The sequence below is a fragment of the Agromyces sp. S2-1-8 genome (assembly GCF_021129215.1).
Classification (GTDB): Bacteria; Actinomycetota; Actinomycetes; order Actinomycetales; family Microbacteriaceae; genus Agromyces; species Agromyces chromiiresistens.
Genome location: NZ_JAJOLP010000002.1, coordinates 1 through 17,133, shown reverse-complemented (window position 1 = coordinate 17,133; position 17,133 = coordinate 1). Strand labels below are relative to the sequence as shown.

General features: G+C 64.4%; 12 protein-coding genes. 2 read left to right on the top strand and 10 right to left on the bottom strand.

Annotation, left to right across the window (positions count from 1 at the left end; translation table 11 throughout):
- Positions 1 to 16: 16 nt before the first annotated feature.
- From LR269_RS18340 to LR269_RS18310, 7 genes are all read right to left on the bottom strand, one after another.
- Positions 17 to 352, bottom strand: coding sequence for a hypothetical protein (locus LR269_RS18340; RefSeq protein ID WP_231432414.1), 336 nt, complete (start codon positions 350 to 352; stop codon positions 17 to 19).
- Between the two features lie 85 nt (positions 353 to 437).
- Positions 438 to 758 (bottom strand): hypothetical protein, encoded by a 321-nt coding sequence (locus tag LR269_RS18335; protein WP_231432413.1) that lies wholly within the window; start codon positions 756 to 758, stop codon positions 438 to 440.
- Positions 759 to 775: 17 nt separating this feature from the next.
- A complete protein-coding gene (locus LR269_RS18330) occupies positions 776 to 1,246 on the bottom strand; it encodes a hypothetical protein (RefSeq protein WP_231432412.1) in 471 nt (156 codons plus the stop codon).
- A gap of 436 nt (positions 1,247 to 1,682) precedes the next feature.
- On the bottom strand, positions 1,683 to 2,600 hold the full coding sequence (locus LR269_RS18325) for a hypothetical protein (RefSeq protein WP_231432473.1): 918 nt from the start codon (positions 2,598 to 2,600) through the stop codon (positions 1,683 to 1,685).
- A 67-nt stretch (positions 2,601 to 2,667) separates the two neighbouring features.
- The gene (locus tag LR269_RS18320) at positions 2,668 to 3,318 is read right to left on the bottom strand and encodes an SOS response-associated peptidase (protein WP_231432411.1); all 651 of its coding nucleotides are present in this window, start codon (positions 3,316 to 3,318) and stop codon (positions 2,668 to 2,670) included.
- A gap of 609 nt (positions 3,319 to 3,927) precedes the next feature.
- Entirely contained in the window at positions 3,928 to 4,419 is a 492-nt protein-coding gene (locus LR269_RS18315; RefSeq protein ID WP_231432410.1) for a hypothetical protein, read from the bottom strand.
- A 265-nt stretch (positions 4,420 to 4,684) separates the two neighbouring features.
- Positions 4,685 to 8,956 carry an Ig-like domain-containing protein gene (locus LR269_RS18310; RefSeq protein WP_231432409.1) on the bottom strand — a complete coding sequence of 1,424 codons (4,272 nt, stop codon included), beginning with the start codon at positions 8,954 to 8,956 and terminating at the stop codon, positions 4,685 to 4,687.
- A gap of 1,095 nt (positions 8,957 to 10,051) precedes the next feature.
- Between LR269_RS18310 and LR269_RS18305 the strand changes: the two genes are divergently transcribed.
- Together LR269_RS18305 and LR269_RS18300 are read left to right on the top strand one after the other, a co-directional pair.
- The gene (locus tag LR269_RS18305) at positions 10,052 to 11,728 is read left to right on the top strand and encodes a putative Ig domain-containing protein (RefSeq protein ID WP_231432408.1); all 1,677 of its coding nucleotides are present in this window, start codon (positions 10,052 to 10,054) and stop codon (positions 11,726 to 11,728) included.
- Positions 11,729 to 11,818: 90 nt separating this feature from the next.
- The gene (locus LR269_RS18300; protein WP_231432407.1) at positions 11,819 to 14,314 is read left to right on the top strand and encodes a LuxR C-terminal-related transcriptional regulator; all 2,496 of its coding nucleotides are present in this window, start codon (positions 11,819 to 11,821) and stop codon (positions 14,312 to 14,314) included.
- 597 nt (positions 14,315 to 14,911) lie between these two features.
- Here LR269_RS18300 and LR269_RS18295 read toward each other — a convergent pair.
- From LR269_RS18295 to LR269_RS18285, 3 genes are all read right to left on the bottom strand, one after another.
- The gene (locus LR269_RS18295) at positions 14,912 to 15,406 is read right to left on the bottom strand and encodes a signal peptidase I (protein WP_231432406.1); all 495 of its coding nucleotides are present in this window, start codon (positions 15,404 to 15,406) and stop codon (positions 14,912 to 14,914) included.
- A gap of 83 nt (positions 15,407 to 15,489) precedes the next feature.
- Positions 15,490 to 16,599, bottom strand: a complete 1,110-nt coding sequence (locus tag LR269_RS18290; protein ID WP_231432405.1) for a hypothetical protein — start codon at positions 16,597 to 16,599, stop codon at positions 15,490 to 15,492.
- Between the two features lie 49 nt (positions 16,600 to 16,648).
- Positions 16,649 to 17,133, bottom strand: a 485-nt coding sequence (locus tag LR269_RS18285) for a hypothetical protein (RefSeq protein WP_231432404.1), incomplete at its 5' end; no start/stop codon positions are given.

Below are 17,133 nucleotides of genomic sequence, written 5' to 3'. Positions count from 1 at the left end.
AGAAAGGGCCAACAGATCAGGGAAGATTTGCGTCGGCCTTCTTGCGGGGTTGGTAGTGCTCTTCGAGCTTGGGCCCCCACCACCCGGTCCTGAAGAGGACTCCCATCCGGGCCCAGTATCCGAGCTTTCCGAGCGTGGGATGGTTTCGCCAGACCACCGGCTGAACCAGAGCTTCAGTCACCCACAACACCGGCAACGCCACGAGAGGCGAAATCGCCCCGTACTGCACCCAGTCGACGCTCAACATCCAAACGATGATCCCGAGAAGCAGTGGTGCTCCCACGAGGAGGCGTCGCCACCACCGCCACCGGTCGGTGAGCCCGTTCACCGCCCCCGCGAACGCAGATGCCATCACCAGCAACACGATTGTCACTATCCGACACTCCCTTCTCCGCGCGGACCGCTCCCCCATCTCGCAGGAGCGATACTCGTGTTTGTCATTGGAGGAGAGTGAGGTCCCGCGGCCCGACGAGCACCTTCAACTCTTGGCCATCGATCTGGCCGGTGACCTCGCCATGATCCTCAACCACGATGGTCACCTCGCCCGGTGCGACGTCCTCGACCGTGGTCGCCGATCCCGTCGGGAGCATCTCGTCAAAGAGGATCGAACCTGTGCTGTCGTGGACCGTCACGAGGAGCTGGTCGCTCCCGTTGTCGTAGCTACCCGTACCGATCTGGATCCGCACCGAGCCCGGTTGCGGAACTGGCTCAGGCTCGGGCGCAGCGCAGCCTGTCAGCAACAACACGGTCGCACCCACCAACACACACTGCCGCTTCACCGCGCACCGTCCTGCTCCGCGGATACCCCGCCCCGCGAACCACGCATTCCCCTCACTACTGCGGCGACAGCGATCGCCACGAGACCAGCCAACGCGGCAGCACTCACGAGCATCAGAACATGACCCCACGGGGCATAGTCACCACCGCTGATCATGTAAGTATCCGCGAGCGACATCCCCGGGGAAAACGACGCAATGAAATACGCCGGCGCCCCGAACACCAGCAACAGCAGATAAACAGACACCATCAGCCACACGCCCGGGAACACACCCCGCACCGCGAACCCGAGCACCAACCCGGCCAAACACCCCCCGGCACCGAGGATCAGGATTGTCACAACCGGGGTGAGCGACTGACCAGCAGCCTCGGCCTCCGCGTAGATCTCCGCCAGCGCTCGCCCCGGCACCGCGGCGAGCGGATTCCACACCAGAATCTGTAACGCTGCGACCCCGGCATACCCAACCACCGAAAAGAACCCAACGACGGCGACCCACCGGGTACTCCCCCATCGCCCACCCCAAGGGTGTGAACCCACAAAAGCCATACCGTATTGTGCCGTCAACCCGGCTCAGGTCAACGCCCGCATCGCACACATTCAGTACCCGTATTGACGCACTTCCGCGGCGCTGAAACCAGCTCAACGCGCGTCAAAAGGCGCGTCCAGAGCAGATGGGGCTGCGCCCGAGGAACGCTGTTGGGGACACGTCGGGAATCCTCGGGCGCAACCCGCGGGCGCTGCCAGTCTCCTTACCCGAGAGACATGCGCGCGCCCTCGCGAAGCAGCACGCCCGAGAAGACCGCGCGCCGGTATCCCCCAATTCCGAACATTTGGCCGAGACTGTCCCCCCGTGGACTCGGCCCGCGCGTGCCGGGACCCGTTCGCTTCACCAGAGCGCGCTCTCTCAACTAGCGCCGTAAACGTACACGCGATCGCGGACGATGAGCGGGGCATCGACCCGCCCGGCCCTGTGTTCCGAGATCCAGATCGGTCGATGCTCCTGGTTGGTGGGATACCACTGCCTTCGCCAGTGCCCCTGCACCGTCCACTGGACCTCGCGGGGGTTCGCGGAGGCGCTCTTCTCGCCAGGGCCATGTTCGGCTCGGGCAGAGACATAGACGACATTGACGTCGGGGCGTGTGCGTCCACTCGAAGGCCGTCTACGTTCAGCCGCGTCGATTTCGCGTTCGCGAATCCGCTCGCGCTCTCCCAGTTCGTAGTCGCGGCGGCACACCGCGCGAATGTCGTCACTGAGCGCCGACCGTCGTGCTCGAGGTCCGCGAAGGGATCCGTTTACGGCGCCCGTCTGCTCCTCTTCGTGGTTCGTGATTCTGAGCTTGGCGCCGCGCCCGTGGTCAGCGACGATGAGCCCGAGACGCATGGAGGTGACTGTTTGGTCACTGGTGTGTGACCACGCAAGGAGGCGGCCGCTCCATGGGGCCTCCTCGGTGAGGAACAGTGCAACGCCGCTTGGTCGAGGTAGGTCGAGCTCGGCGCTCGGCGAGGCCTGCTCCGGGTGCCGCCTGAACATCGCGAAGTACCGGTGCTTGGTTGCGGCACTGATCGCATCTCCCGCTCGTGGCTCCGTGCGCTGCAGCCCATCGAGCAGCAGCGCCAGGAACTCCGGCATCGCATGCGGAAGTTGACCCACAAGCCCCGCGGCGGCTTCAGCCGTCACGCGAGGAAGTTGCATTGCAGGCCGACGATCCACCTTTGGATGCCCCGCGGCCTGCAAAGCGGCAGAGAGCCGTCGCGCAACCGGGGGCTGGATCGAGCTGCTCGGGCCTTTGACGTACTCGCCCATCTCCTTCAGCAAGCTCATGGCTACTTTGGAATTGACCTGGTGCTCGCTCGCGATCTCGTGGACCCGCGGTTTCCCAGCCATTTCGCTACTCGGCCGGCTCGATGAGTGCGGGCCCGTCCTGCCCGACCTTGAACGGTCGCACGCTGTAGACGTCGAGCTGTTCCGCGATCGGGAGCGCGGCTTTCACGGCGTCGTCGACCATCGCTTGGTCGCCGACGAGCGACGGGTCAAGCCACCAATCCCAGAGTTCACGTGGGAGCGGTACCGGAGAGCGGTCGTGGATGCCGACGAGCTCATCGACGGCATCGGACGTGAGGATGGTCGCGGTCAGCATCCACCTCATGTCGTCGTCCTCGGGCTTCGAGCGGTCCAACCACCACGAGTAGAGGCCGGCGACGCCGAGCGTCTGCCCGTCCGGATGATGGATGAAATGCGGCACCTTGGCACCCTTCTCCCCCGTCCACTCAAACCACCCATCCATCGGCACGATCGCACGCTTCGACTGCAGCCTCCCATTCCTGCTTGTCGCAGGGGTCATGCTGCTTCGCGAGACACGCGCGGCCGGTGTCTTGCGTAGTGAACTTTGGTCGTGTTCGAGGTCCGCGGTCACGTCCATCGCGCCGTTGGCCGTTGGCCGCAGGCCCCTCGTATCAACCCGTTCGCGGCGGGTGAGGCGAATCTCCTGGGGCAGGATGCCGATGACCGCCATGACGGCGGCGACCGCGGCGACGATCATGGCGAGGATGTCTGCGCCGGCGGTGGGGTGGGCCCAGTTCTCGTTCTTTGGCCGAGCGTCGAATACCCACTTGTTCCTGGCGACAGCACCATGCCAAGTGAGCGTGTGAGCAGCGACGGCGATGCAGGCGGGGAGGACTCCCTTGAGCAGACACCGAGCGGTGGCCGAGTTCGATCGGAAGACGTGTTGGCGAGGAGTGCCTTGGGCTGTGGGAGCGGTGAGATGGTGGGCATCTACGACGTGGTGGCCTGACGGTGCTGAATCGATGTGGATTCACCTGCCACAACATCCTCCCGTTCCGAATTGGGCAAGGAGGTGGCGTCCGCCTTGTCCGACCGTGGACCGCCACCCTTGATCTGAGCCCAGCGCACATTTCCGAAGCAGTGCGCCGGGGCTCATATCGTCGGCGCACAGCCACGGCCCCCGGGCTGCGCGCCTTGTCGAGGATCGCGAACCCATTCCGTTTTCATCGACATACCAATCGTGCAAAGCTCGTTCCACGAGTACGCATCATTGAGCTGCGGTGCAGTGGCCACAGCAGCAGATTGAGTACTGGGGCAACTTGACGGGGGAATCGCTCGCAACGACGCGCGATCGTGTTCACAAGGCCTAGTTGCAGCTTGAGCGGAGTTGTAGTTTGTACATCGGCTCGGATTCGCCGTTCACGGGGTAGAACGTCAGCCATGCTGCACGGCCGGCGTGGCCCTTCTGATCGGCCGACTCGAACGCCGTGATGGCGTATTGGGAGGCTCCTGATGTTGTCGGGCCAATGATCTGGGCCCACCCGGTGGCGGCGAGGTGAGCCGTGACGTCGCGGAGTGTTTCGTCGGGGTCGACAAGGTCCTGATCGGCGGGGTCGAGCGGGGCAGGGATGTTCGTTGTCCCAACGACCGCGGTCCCGGGTACTTCTGCGCATTCGAAGTCCGCCCAGCGGACTTGTAACTCCTCGGACGTGTTCGCACCACCGATGAGAGGTGCTAGCTCCTCGAGCGTCTCAGTGAGGCAGGCGCGATCCTCTTCGACGTTGTCGGCCGATGAGCACTGGTCGGCGAGGGATGACGCGCAGCCGGTGAACGCAGCTGTTCCGAGGATCATTGCCATCCCGAGAAGCATCCGACGCGGTCGTCGTTTGCCAGCACGAGCTCGGAGGGTTTGGGTCATGAGGGCTCTCTTGTTCGATGGGTCCACACAGGGAGACACCGCAGCGTGATCGAGCGCGATCCTCGTGCGTGCCGTGTCATGGAGGCGCGCCCCCGCACCGCCGGATCGCGGGTTCGGCGATATCGGCGTTGAGGGGGCGCGGCAGAGGATGTACTGCGAGGATGGGTGGCCCGGCGGCCTGTTCTGGCCTGCCGGGCCACCTCATCTACTTCGCGGTCTTGCGCCGCCGGAGGATGAGGAACACCATCCCGGCGCCGGCGAGGACGCCTCCTGCAAGCAGCATGCTCAGGGCATCGATACCAGTCGATGCCATGCCCGACTCGACGGGCTGGGTCGGCTTCTCCACCGGAGGATCGGTCGGGGTCGGCGGGATCGGAACATCGATCGGGAGGACATGGATCACCCACACCGCGGTCGCTTCACGACCCGCACTATCGCGCACCGTGTAGGTGACCTCGTCGTCGCCGACGAAGCCGGCATTCGGGGTGTACCTGATCGTGCCGTCCTCGAGGAGCTCGGCGGTCCCGTTCGCACCGTTCTCGACCGACACGGTCGTGGCCGGGAGTCGGTACTCGGCTGCACCGGTGGCTTCATCGATGCTCCACGCATCGATCGACACCGGCACTTCCATGTTGGTGCTCGACTCCAGGCGCGGCGGCTGCGGCGGCCCCCATACCGTGACTTGCACTTCTGCTGTGCCCGTCACGCCAAGGGCGTCCGTGATCGTGTACTCGAACGATGCCACACCCGCGAAACCTTCAGCCGGCGTGTAGAGCACTGTGCCATCAGGCTGGATGGCCGCAGTTCCACTCGTCGGAACGCTGACGGCAGTCACGTTGATCGCCGAGCCTGAATCGTTTGTCAGGACCGGGACCGAAACCGGGTCTTCGGTGTGTGTCTGTGCTTCGTCATCGACGGCGACGAGTGCTTTGAACACGGTCACCGTCACGGTGGCGGTTTCGGTGACACCGAGGGCGTTCGTCCAAGTGTAGGTGAACGAGTCCTCGAACGAGTCTTCATCCGCAAACGCTTCGGGCCAGTCCGCGGGCGGCGTGTACCGGAGCTGCGACTGCTCACTGTCACCCGCGGGTGCGGTCAGTTCGACCGTGCCGTGGGCCGGCACAACGTCACCGAGCGCAACACCGTCACGGGGCAACGAGCCCTCCGAGATCGACGGGAGTTTGAAGGTGTCGTTCGCGGTCACATCGATGATGACCGAATCACCGAGATGCGTTGCGGCGGCATCGTCCTCGAGGACCGGGTCAGGGATGTCTTCCCCGTAGAGCTGGTCGAAGTCGTCGACCACATCGCCGGCCTCGAGGTCCCAGGTTCCAGGCTCAATCTGCACCCAGCCGTCGTGCGAACCGTCAGCGAGCCGGACGAGGTATGTGCCGGGCGGCACGAGCGCACTGTACGAACCATCAGCTGCGGCGTCGGTCGTCGCGACCACCACGCCCGAGATCGCGTCAACGATCTCGACCACGCCACCCGCCGCGGGCCACGGGCCATCCTCGGCGGAAATCCCACCCGTGAGATCAAGATCCCGGATGATGGTCCCTCCGAGGGAGGCGGCCGTCGACGTGAGCTGCGCCGGGGAGACTGCGTGGAAGCTCTTCGCCGTTGCAGGATCCCCGTTCACGGCACCCGTGCGCCCGTAGAGGTCGTTGATGATAGACCCACCGATCGACAGAGTGGGGGCGCGCAGCGAGATCGTCGCCGTTCCGGCGAAGCCCGGTTCCAGATTGCCCGACATCACGAAACGCAGAGCGGTCACCCCGGAGTCCGGGAGCTCGCCCGTGGCCCAGTTGATACCACTGTGCCCGTCTTCGTTCCCGTCCTGGCTCACCGCGTCGGCAACGCCTTCGGCAGCGTCTGTCGTGTACTCCACAGCAACATCGCCCATCACCGCAGGGTTGCTCATCGCCGCGGTGACACTCTCGATCACGAGCCCCGCGGAACCCAGCCCCAGAGTTCCACGGCCATCACCGTCGAACGGGAGGACGTCGACGAAGATGCCCGGACCGGAGGTGTCCGACGTCCCATTGCCCCACGTGAGCAGGTAACTGAAGACCTCACCCGGTGCCAGAAGACCAGGCTCCGACGTGACCGACGTCTTCGTCCCCGTCAGAGCCGCGACCCCCGTCACAACCACCGAAGACGTCACCGTGCGGTCCGTCGAGTAATTCGAAGAGCCCCCCATACCGGGACCAGCGACCGCAACGCTCGTATCGGTGGTCGCCGCGATGACCGTCTGGGCGGTGACCGTCGTCCCGGAAGGCGTCAGCGGCGCAGACGACAGCCCGATGGAGAATTCGCCAAGGTTGACCTGATGTCCCGCGTAGTTAGCGTAGCTCCCCGTGAGGTTTGACGGCCCGCCGGGCGCTGCACGAGTCCCGAGCGCGAGCGTGATGCTCGCAGGTGCCCCGTCATCGGCGGTGCAGGAGATCCCGTCAGCGCCAGCGTCAGCAGGCGTGAGCTCATAGGACTCGATCACTCCGCTCGCCACGAGTGCGTCAAGCGTCGAGGGAACCGGAGTCACGCACGCGTTGTCCAGCGTGATCGCGAGGGTGATGTCGTCAGCAGACGTCGTGATGCCCTCCCCGACAGGCGCGATGATGAAGGGGCGGACGATCAGGCTCGTGCTAGTACCAGGATCGATGGACGCATCCGCCATGGCCGTCGTTGCACGCACCAGCGACGGCACAGCTTGGATGTACCCACCATCCGCGCGCTGGACCGAGGAACCAGCGCTCGGATAGGCCGACTTCACGAGCGGCGTTTCCGCGGTGCCGTACTGGAAGAACCACGGCACCGGCGCATCGACCGGCAACGCGAGCGAGGCGTCCGTGACGGTCCGCTTGAACGGGACGCTCAGCCCGAGCGACACCCCCGGATCGAGCGTGATGCTCGACAGCACCCGGACACTCGTCACCGACGCCATCCCCCCGGGCAGGGTCGACGGGTCGGTGACCCAACCGGTCGCACCATCGCCTGCCGTGCCGCAATCAACACCACGTCGATCAGCATCGCCGGCATACTCGGCCGCCGAGTACTCCAGGACGTAATCCGCCGGCGCCAGCGCAGCGCCGCCCCCGGAGTAGACCGCGGTAACGGGGGCGCCCGCCTTCTTCGGCACGGCCGTGCCGTTGAGCGTCAGCAACGCATTGTCGAACGTCACGCACGCACGCGGCGATGTCGCCGACTCGGACGCGCTCGTTCGATTCCCCATGCCCAAGTGAGCGACGAATTCTGCGCCCGGGACGAGCTTCTCCTGCCCCGTCGGATACGAGTGAGGATCTCCAAGGAGATAGCGGGGGGGCCAGTTCAGGGTGTCGGTCGCGCCGGCGTTGTTGCCGACGAGGCGAAGACCGCCGGTGCGGTCGATGTTCCACACCGAGCATGCGAGCTGTGAGCCCACGGCTGAGGTCGTCGGGCAGGTGTATGCGGGGTCTTGGCCCGACGCGTAGCCGTCGCCGAAGTTACTCGAACCATCGAGCCCCGTCGGGTCGAATGCCTTGACCTGCGTCGTGACCCGGGTGGCCTGCCCAGCGGGCAGAGTCGGATCGTTCGGAATGAAGATGAAGAACTGCGGCACCGACGGGATAATTCGGTACGTGGCCGGCTGCGAAGCCGCAGTCGTTGCATGCAAGAAGTCCGTGGTCGCGCCCGTGATGGTGACGTGCACGTCCTGGCCGGGCCCAGCCTGCTCCACCTGGAGACTCCCTGAACCACCCAGCATGGCCGACGACATGACCACCGCTTCCGGGGGAACGGAGATCGTGAAGGTGAGCGGTGAAGTCAACGCCTGCAAGCCACGAACGTTCCCATCCGTGACCGTCGCGCCAGGCTGCGCGACCAACCGGAACGACGCGCCGTCCTGACCGTTGTGCGTCACCGCCTGATTGAAGTTATCGCTCCACACACGAAGCTCGGTCTTCGTCTCACCGACAACTGTGACCCCCGGTGCGGTACCCGATGCGGCACCCGCCGTCACCGTCGGCTCGAGGACCGCCCCGTTGGCGACACTCCCCACCCACGCGGCAACCTCGAAGGATTCCACACCCGCAGCCGCATCCCGCGTACACGTCCACGTCCGCTTATCGGCAGAAAGCGTCCCCGACACATTGCAGACAGTCGAAGCCGTCGACGTCGAGTCCCACTCCATCCCCACCGGCAGCGTCGACGTATACGTGACCTCACCCGCAAGCGTGACATTGCCCGTCACCGTCCAACGAACCAGATCGTTTGTCGCAACACGAGAGTTATGCAGACCATCGTCGTACGCCGGCACCAACGGTTCCGACCCGTCCTGGGCAACCGAAACGGTCACCTCCGACACTGTTCCAGGTGCAGCGAACGCCGCGGTCGGGATCAGCAACGACGTAAACACGAGCGCGATCGCAAAGAATGCGAGCAACACTCGAGCGGCAGGTGGCCGCGACAAGCGCACGAAACGTGCAGCAGCATCAGATCTCATGAGAACTCCACGCTGGCCACAGAACTGCATCTGGACCAGAAGGTTGGGAACGGGGGGGCATTAGTTCGGTTTCCTCCAACTGGCGGCGGCGCTCCCCTCAGGCAAGGAAGACGGCGGCCAGCGCTCCTAGTTGGGACGATACGACCGTTACGCAATTCACGGATACCCCGCAAGCGCGTGCCAACAGACACATCACAGCCGAACGGACTCAAGCAAACCAGCCCACCCGATAGCCCAAGATCACAACGCCGACCATCAGTACTCAGCCCTCGACAATTAAGTAAGTCGCCTACCGATAGCAGCATGCAGATTCCCTCAGCTCCGTCCGGGCCCTCCCATGCAGCGGAGCGAAGGCTCTGATGTCGCCACCCCTCCCCGAGATGGCGCAACACGCCAGCACGGACGGACTGTCGTCCGACTTGGTGGCGGGTCTGATACGCAGGCATTGAGTACCTCCATGGATGCGGTCAGCGTGCGATGAAGGCAGCCGGCGGCGCTCGGGTCCTGTGGAGAGCGGTCGGCACCCATTGCCCTGGGTGCCGACCGACGGAGGCGAGAAAGCCCGTTCCACCTCCGATACCCGAAATCGCCAAGACTGGCGCCTGTACAGTCGATTCGAGATCAACGTTCGAAGCAAGCATCAGCTGTGTCGGAAACCGGAAACTCACCCTTTCCGAGTGAGGGGCAGCCTTGCAGTCGTGTCCGCGTACAGGGACGCCAGGGCCAACGACGAATTGGGATCATGTTCGTAATGGATGGCACGCCCTGGAATGGTGATTCGAAGTCTCGACCTATCCCTCGACGACAAAGGGGGCGGCGTGGCGTCGCGATCTCACCCAAAGAGAATGATCTGGGCCCACGGATCGGCGCCCGCGTTTCGCTCGGATGAATACCGCGGGTTCAATTGGGCGGGCGGCCCATAGGTTCCGCCTCTGCGGATTCGGCCAGCTACCCGGCGCTGCAACCGAACAGCCGTCGTTACCATCGCCCAGTTTTCGATTCGTCAGGCCTAGAGTCCCCCCGCCCCCCCCCCCCCCTTGAGACGCCACATGTTCAGCGCCTCGACATGGTCGCTCGGCCTCATTAAGGATTTTCATGAGCTCATCGAGCAGTAGGTTCAAGCGCAAGAGCGCCCGTATTGGCAGTGCTATTGCACTCTCGCTGGTATTCACAGGCGCAGTCGAGCAGCCCGCACAGGCCGCCACCAGCTACACGGTCGTCGCCGAGATCAGCACCGGTGGCGGGAGCAGCACCATGACCCTCGACGCTACTCATGGCCGTCTCTATGCCGCCGTCCCCCAGCAGAATCACGTCGCCGTCATCGACGTCAGCACGAACGACATCATCGGAAGGATCCCGACGCAATCCACGCCGCACGGCGTAACGGTGGACGAGGCCCGGAACATCGTGTGGGTGGCGAACCTTGGCGCAGAGACCGTCACAGCGTATGACGCTGCCACATTTGACGAACTTGCCTCGATACCGGTGTCGATGGCGCAGTACATCCGGTACGACGAGGGGGCCGATCATGTCTTCGTGTCCGGCCAATTCGAATCGGACGTCACGGTCATCGATGCAGGCACCTACGCGGTCCTCGCCCCAATCACGTTTGGGCCCACCTTGCCGACGTCATGGCAACTTGAAACGAACCCAGCTCGCGGCGAGCTCTATGTCGGGAACCACGACTTCCAATCGTCGATCTCCATCGTCGATACCGCGACATCCACCGTGCTGAAGAACGTGCCACTGCCCGAGGCACCCACCGGGATCTCGGCGGACCCGGAGTCCTCAAAGGTCTATGTTGCCCTTGAGAACAGCGTTGCGATCATCGACCCAGAGGCAGGCGCGATCGTCGACACGCTCGAAGGATTCGCACTCCCGTTCGACGTAGAAGTTGACTCGCAGCGGGACAGACTGTTCGTTTCTGGCCTATACGGGCAGCTGGAGGTGATCGACACTGTAACCGGTGAACTAGTGCAGTCCGTCAATTCCGTCGAGAACCCCTGGAAGTTAGCGATCAACCCCGCCGATGGTGACGTCTTCGCCGCGGCTGCTGACGCCTTGGCCCCCAAGGACCCCATCTACAGGGTCAGCCTGCTCACCCTCCCCGAGATCACCTCCGCGGCACCGGACGCCGGCGTGACGGGCTCCGCGTACTCGCACACGGTGACCGCGACCGGTACCGGCCCGCTCGAGTACTCGATCAGCGACGGTGCGCTGCCTGACGGACTCACCCTGGATACGAAGACCGGGACTATCAGCGGCACGCCGACGACGATCGGCGAGTATTCATTCACCGTCACCGTCACCGGCCCGGGCGGCACGGCATCGGCGACGTACGACGTCCCTGTTTACGCGCCGCCGGTCATCACCTCACCCGCCCCCGAGGCAGGTATCCTCGGCGAGGACTACGAGCACGCGATCACAGTGACTGGAACCGGCCCGTTCGAGTATGCAGTCACGGCGGGCACGCTTCCTGCCGGCCTCAGCCTCGATCCGGAAACTGGAATCATCAGCGGAACGCCGACGACGATCGGCTCAAGCCACTTCAGCGTGACCGTGACGGGGCGCGCCGGCACCGTCACCAAGGAGTATGACCTTGAGGTGGTTGGTGCCCCGACCGTTGAGACACCGAACGAAGCTCCGTCCGAGGCGGCCGGGCTTGCTCACACGGGTGTCGATCTGATGACTGGCTCGGCTGCAGCCCTTGCCGCAATCGCAGCTGGCCTGATCGCGTTCCTCGTCACCCGACGCCGGAAGGTTGCCGAGTAGCCCGCACTCGTACCGAAGGGGGGCAGTTCAGGCTTGAACTGCCCCCTCCTCTTTCTCTAAGTTGCCCGCACAGAGGAATAGCCTTCACACATGCCCGCACCAGTCCCGGGGTGGAAGCCCGTCAACCGGGAACACACCGCTCAACCCGCCGAACAACCAAACGCGATCTCCCGGCCACGCATCGTCGCGCAGATCAATGCAGCCCGTTCCCGCGCTCGTACCATCCTCGTCATCGCTCCCGCCGGATCCGGAAAGACCACCGCGTGCGCAGAATGGGCGCGCACCCAGCAACATCCTGTCATCTGGCTGACGGCGAGCCGGTTCGACCAGAGCCCTTTCGATCTCGTGCGGCTCATCGCGACCGCACACCGGACCCACGAGCATTCCTCCGACGCTGCGCCGACCCGCCCCCCGGGTTCGATCCGCGAGGTAGCGACCCTTCTCGAGGAGAACGCAGACTCCACCACCGTGGTGATCGACGACCTGCATCGCATCACATCATCCGATGCGTTGGCCGGCCTTGAAGAACTCATCAACTCGACCGTCAAGACCCGATTCGTGCTGATTTCCCGGGCCGCGGCGGCGATGGATCTCACGGGTGGGTCGGCGCTGATCGACCGAACGGTGCTCGACTTCGACTCCGATGAACTCGAGCAAGCCATCAGCAAGGCAGACGGTGCTTACTCCCCGGAGGAGATCCACGCACTCACCGGCGGATGGGCTGCCGGAAGCATCCTCCTCCTGAACCAGCCCGAACAAGATCCCGCCACCCAATATCAACTCGCTTCACTGTTCGACCGCACCCTCGACCAGCTCCCCGTGGATCTCCAGGACTTCGTCGCCGCAACCTCGATCACCTCGACATTCGACGTCGATCTTGCGGCGGCGCTGACCGGGCAGCAGAATGCGAACGACATTGCGGACGCATGCGTCCGCGCTGGTCTGCTCATCGACGTTTTCCATGACGGTCTCGAGACCAAGTACCGTTGGCACGACCTCTTCGCTGAGCACTGCCGGAGACGCGTCCTCCAACAAGACCCAGCCAGATACCGCGAACTCAACGCCATCGCAGCCCGATCCCTCGCGATGTCCCGCCCGCATGAAGCCATCGACCACGCCATCCGCGCTCAGGACCTCGAGTTCGCACTCGAGGTGATTCGGAACAGCTGGTTGTCCCTCGTCCTCGAAGGACAGGCCTCCACCCTGGACTCCATTTGCCAACGGCTCCCGGCAGAGCTCGCGGCCGACCCATTCGTCATCGCCCTTCGTGCCTGCTGCGCCGCGATCGTCGGTGACGAGCTCAAAGCCGTCATCCTTCGAGAACGGGCTGAGCATCTCGATACCGAACACGCCAGGGAAGTCGGTCTCGTCAGTGAGGTTGCGGTCCTGTTGACGGCGCACTCCGCCGGCATGCTGAGAAGCGCCTGCGATGCCCTCCAGTACCGGCTGCGGACCGAACCGATACCGGCCAACACTGCGGTGGGGCTGTTGTTCCTCATCGGCTGGACCGAACTCCGTCTGCGCCGCGAGAGCGGTGGCGCCGCACGATTCCTCAGATCAGCGTTCCGCGAGGCGAGTGCGCAAGGACTGACCAGGATCGCACGACATGCAGCAGCTAACCTCAGTTTCGCGCTCGCCTACGACGGACAGTTCACTGAAGCCCAGCACACTCTCGGGCAACTGGACGCCATCCCATCCGATGAGTGGGAAACCTACGACGGGGGCCTCGAGGACTTCTGCCGTGGATTCATCGCCTACTGGCAGAGCGATCTCCAAACCGCGCGCACCAAGTTCCTCGCTGCGCGCGCCCATGGCGACGGTTCACTCCCGTACGGCGCGCTCGCGAGTGTGTTCGAGGCCTTCACCGCCGCCGAATCTCGTGACGCAAACGACATCGCCGATGCCGCAACGCGCGTCACGCGGATCGATACGAAGGAGACACACGGCCTGCCGTGGTCAGCCTATACACGGCTCGCACAAGCTCTGCTCGCGTATGCTGCCGGACGCCGAGACATTGCCAAATCAGTCGCGCAGACCATCCCGCTAGACGTCAGCACCCCAACCGTGCTCGTAAAGCTCGCAAATCTCTACCGCCACCTCGGCCTCACAGCCGAGTTCGAGCACGCACTCCAAGTCCTCAGCAGCCGACTCGACCATCCCCGTTACGTGGCCGTGTCTGCTGGTCTGGCCCGCTCCCTGGCCGCGTTCCAGTCAAACCGAGACCGCGCCGCGCACATCGAACTCGAGCACGCACTCGACCTCGCCGAACCCGAGAAGATCGCCCTACCGTTCTCGATTCATGACCCCGCAGTCAGGTCCGCACTCGAACTCCACGCAAAATGGGGATCCCGGCACGAGACCTGGATCGGGCAACTCCTCACCGGCCACGACACCAACTCAGAAGCTGCGGCCCACCTCACCCCCAAAGAACGCGAGATCTTGAACCTCCTCAGAACAAGCATGACCGCCACCGAGATCGCTGAAGCGCTCTACGTTTCTCTCAACACCATCAAGACCCACCAACGATCGATCTACCGAAAGCTCGGCGTCACGACCCGAAGACAAGCAATCAAGATTCGCATCTGACCCCCCGCCGAGCCAGTCCCGACACGACGACGCGCACAGGGCGAACGACGATTGTGGCGGTGGCTCCGAACGCATAAGTCGCTCCGTCCCAGACGCCGTACAGGTCACCGACTGCTCCACTAAGGCTCAGCGACGTGAAGCCTTCAAATAGCCCAGTGATTCACTGGATCTGCTTCATTCGGGGCAGCCCGAGCGCCTCAACATTCAACTGATCCAATTCCCTGACCGTCCAACGTGCGAGCGACGACGTCGATGCGCCGCCCATTTGGGAACTGCGAGACACCTCACCGAGAGACCCCATGATGACCGCACCGCCGCTCAAACGGCGCTGACCTCGTCGCCGCTCGTGCCGATCTCCGCGTGGACGGTCACCTTCCCGAGTCTCGTCCCCTCGAGATAGTCCAAGACCTGCTGCACCGCTCGGTCAAGGCGAGTGACGTGGGTGCCCCTTCGCCGGCGATTTCGAGCTCCCAACCGTACATCCACGGCCGAGCCTGCCCGTCGACGTCCATGTACCCTTCCAACCCATGCCAACACGTTCACCCCGGTGTCCAAGTTCGCGTGGAGCGCCCCGTTGCCCTCGTGACCAACGCCCCCTCACCGTGGCTTCGGTCGGTCGGTGTTCTTCCCGCTAGAGGTACCGAATGGCGGGGCCGACGATGATGCCCGGGTGGGAAGTGCGAGGACGACAAGCAGTGCGGCGACGGCTGCAAGCAACCAAGGCGACTGGATGCGAGCAACCACCTTGCCGACCTCTGGGACTGCCCACACGACCCGCTGGGTTGTCGATCCCAGCGGATAGGGCGTGGCGTCTTCGACACTGTTCGCATCCCCGCGGAGCGTGGCGAATGTGGCGCCGCTGAATTCGATCCTTACGATGCGATGCGTCACGAGATGTCCGTCGCCGGGACGTTGCACGGTGATAATGTCCCCGGTCTGGAGCTCGTCCGTCGGAGCAGGGACGGTGAGCGCGATCGCCCCCGCAGGTATCGCAGGCGCCATCGATCCCGAGGCGAAGACGACGATTCGAGCTCCGGCGAACCAAACGACGACAGCAACGAGCAGGCTCAGTACCCCGAGGATTGCGAACACGTTTAAGATGACCCCTGGTACGCGCCTCATCGGAGTCGGAGCGGGAGTCGCTGCCGGCACGCCGGAGCGGGTGCTGGTGGTCGTCATGGCCACCGCTCAATGAGGACCGGTGTGCTAAAGGTGTTTCTGCCGACGGTATCGTTCGTGCCGAGTTGGCCTAAGCCGTTCGACCCAGCGGCCGAGAACGTGCCATTCCCGGCGGCGAGAAGGGCATGCGCGCCACCAGCGGCGACGCTGAGAGGTTGTGCGCCCGCGGGTAGCGTGACCAAAGTGGGAGTGGAACGATCGACGGTGTCGCCGAGCCCGAGTTGTCCGGCGGAATTCGACCCCCAGGAGAACAACTCACCAGTGCTGCGCCACACGAAGTACGAACTGGGACCGGCAGCTTGGATGGTCACTTCAGCACCGATGATGTTCGCGGGCGGTGAGACCAGGGCGAAGGCGGATGTCGTCGTGGAGTAGAGCGCACCGTTCTCCGTCCACGCAAAGACAAACTTGTTCCCGGCTGAAAGCCCGGCCGTCGGGGACTCGGCGGGAAGACCCGACGCCGTCACTCCCCCGGTGCCCGAATAGTCCTGACCCCACATCACCACAGTCGCGCCGTCGCTCAATGACGCGGTCCCGAAGAAACGACCGGCGTCGGCGGTCGTGACCGCCAAGGTGTTGACGCCCTGCGCGGTCACGCGCCCCGGAACTTGCGCGTCTCCACCACGCCCAAGTCGCCCTCCGCCAGGCTCACCCCACGAATAGAGGCTCCCATCAGAAGTCCAAGCAAGATAGAAATACCCGCCCGAGGAGACGCCGACAATGTCCTCTCCGACGAGGGCCTCCACGCGCGTCGGTGTGCTCGTGTTGCCCCCAACGTCAGGGTTTCCCCAGGTGTAGGCCTCCCCCGTCGTAGTGACGGCGATCGAGGTGTTGATACCGGCGCTGGCACGCGCAACCTGCGCACCCTCAGGCATGATGACCTGAGTTGGGACTGTGCGGGGCGCATCGTCGCCGAGGCCGAGCTGACCCCGGTCGTTCGCCCCCCATGAGTAGAGGCGCCCATCCGCCGTCCAGCCAAGCGAGTACGTCTCCCCCGCGTCAAGACCAACGAAATCAAGCTCGACTGCCGGGACGGTCGCGAACTCGGTGTCGACGTACCCGGCGTCGGTGAACGAGGCACTGGTTTGAGTGACGCCGCCCGTCATAGCCGCGAGACCGAGCGCGGCCAGAAGGAGCCCGAACCACGGCCACGCCTTAGGCATTCGACGCCGACCCAATCCGCCGGCGGCGCGAGCGGATGACCCCGCCTACCAAGAGGAGCGCGATTGCGATGAGCGTGGGCAGCGTGACATCGAGTCCAGTGATCGCCAGCTCATCGTCCGGTGCAGCGGTCGTGGCGCCGCACCCTGAAGCCTCAGTCGCGGTCACACTCAGGACCGCGATCCCAGAGAGCCCCTGGTACTCATTGCCTGCTGTGGCGGGCAGCGAAGCCGTCAACGTCACGGTTGCGGTTGCGCCGGGCGGCAGGGCATTCGGATTCTGCGGACAGGCGTCGGACGCAGAAAGTGCGAAATCCACGATGAGCGGGTCGGACCCGGTGAACAACTCGCCTTGGCGGAACGTGGCGCTTTGGAGCTCGATGGGCACGGGATTGTCATTGTGTAAGGTGAAGGTCGCGCTATCCGAGTCACCGGGCTTCAGGTCACGTATCACGAGGCTTGGCGGCACCCAGTCAAGTT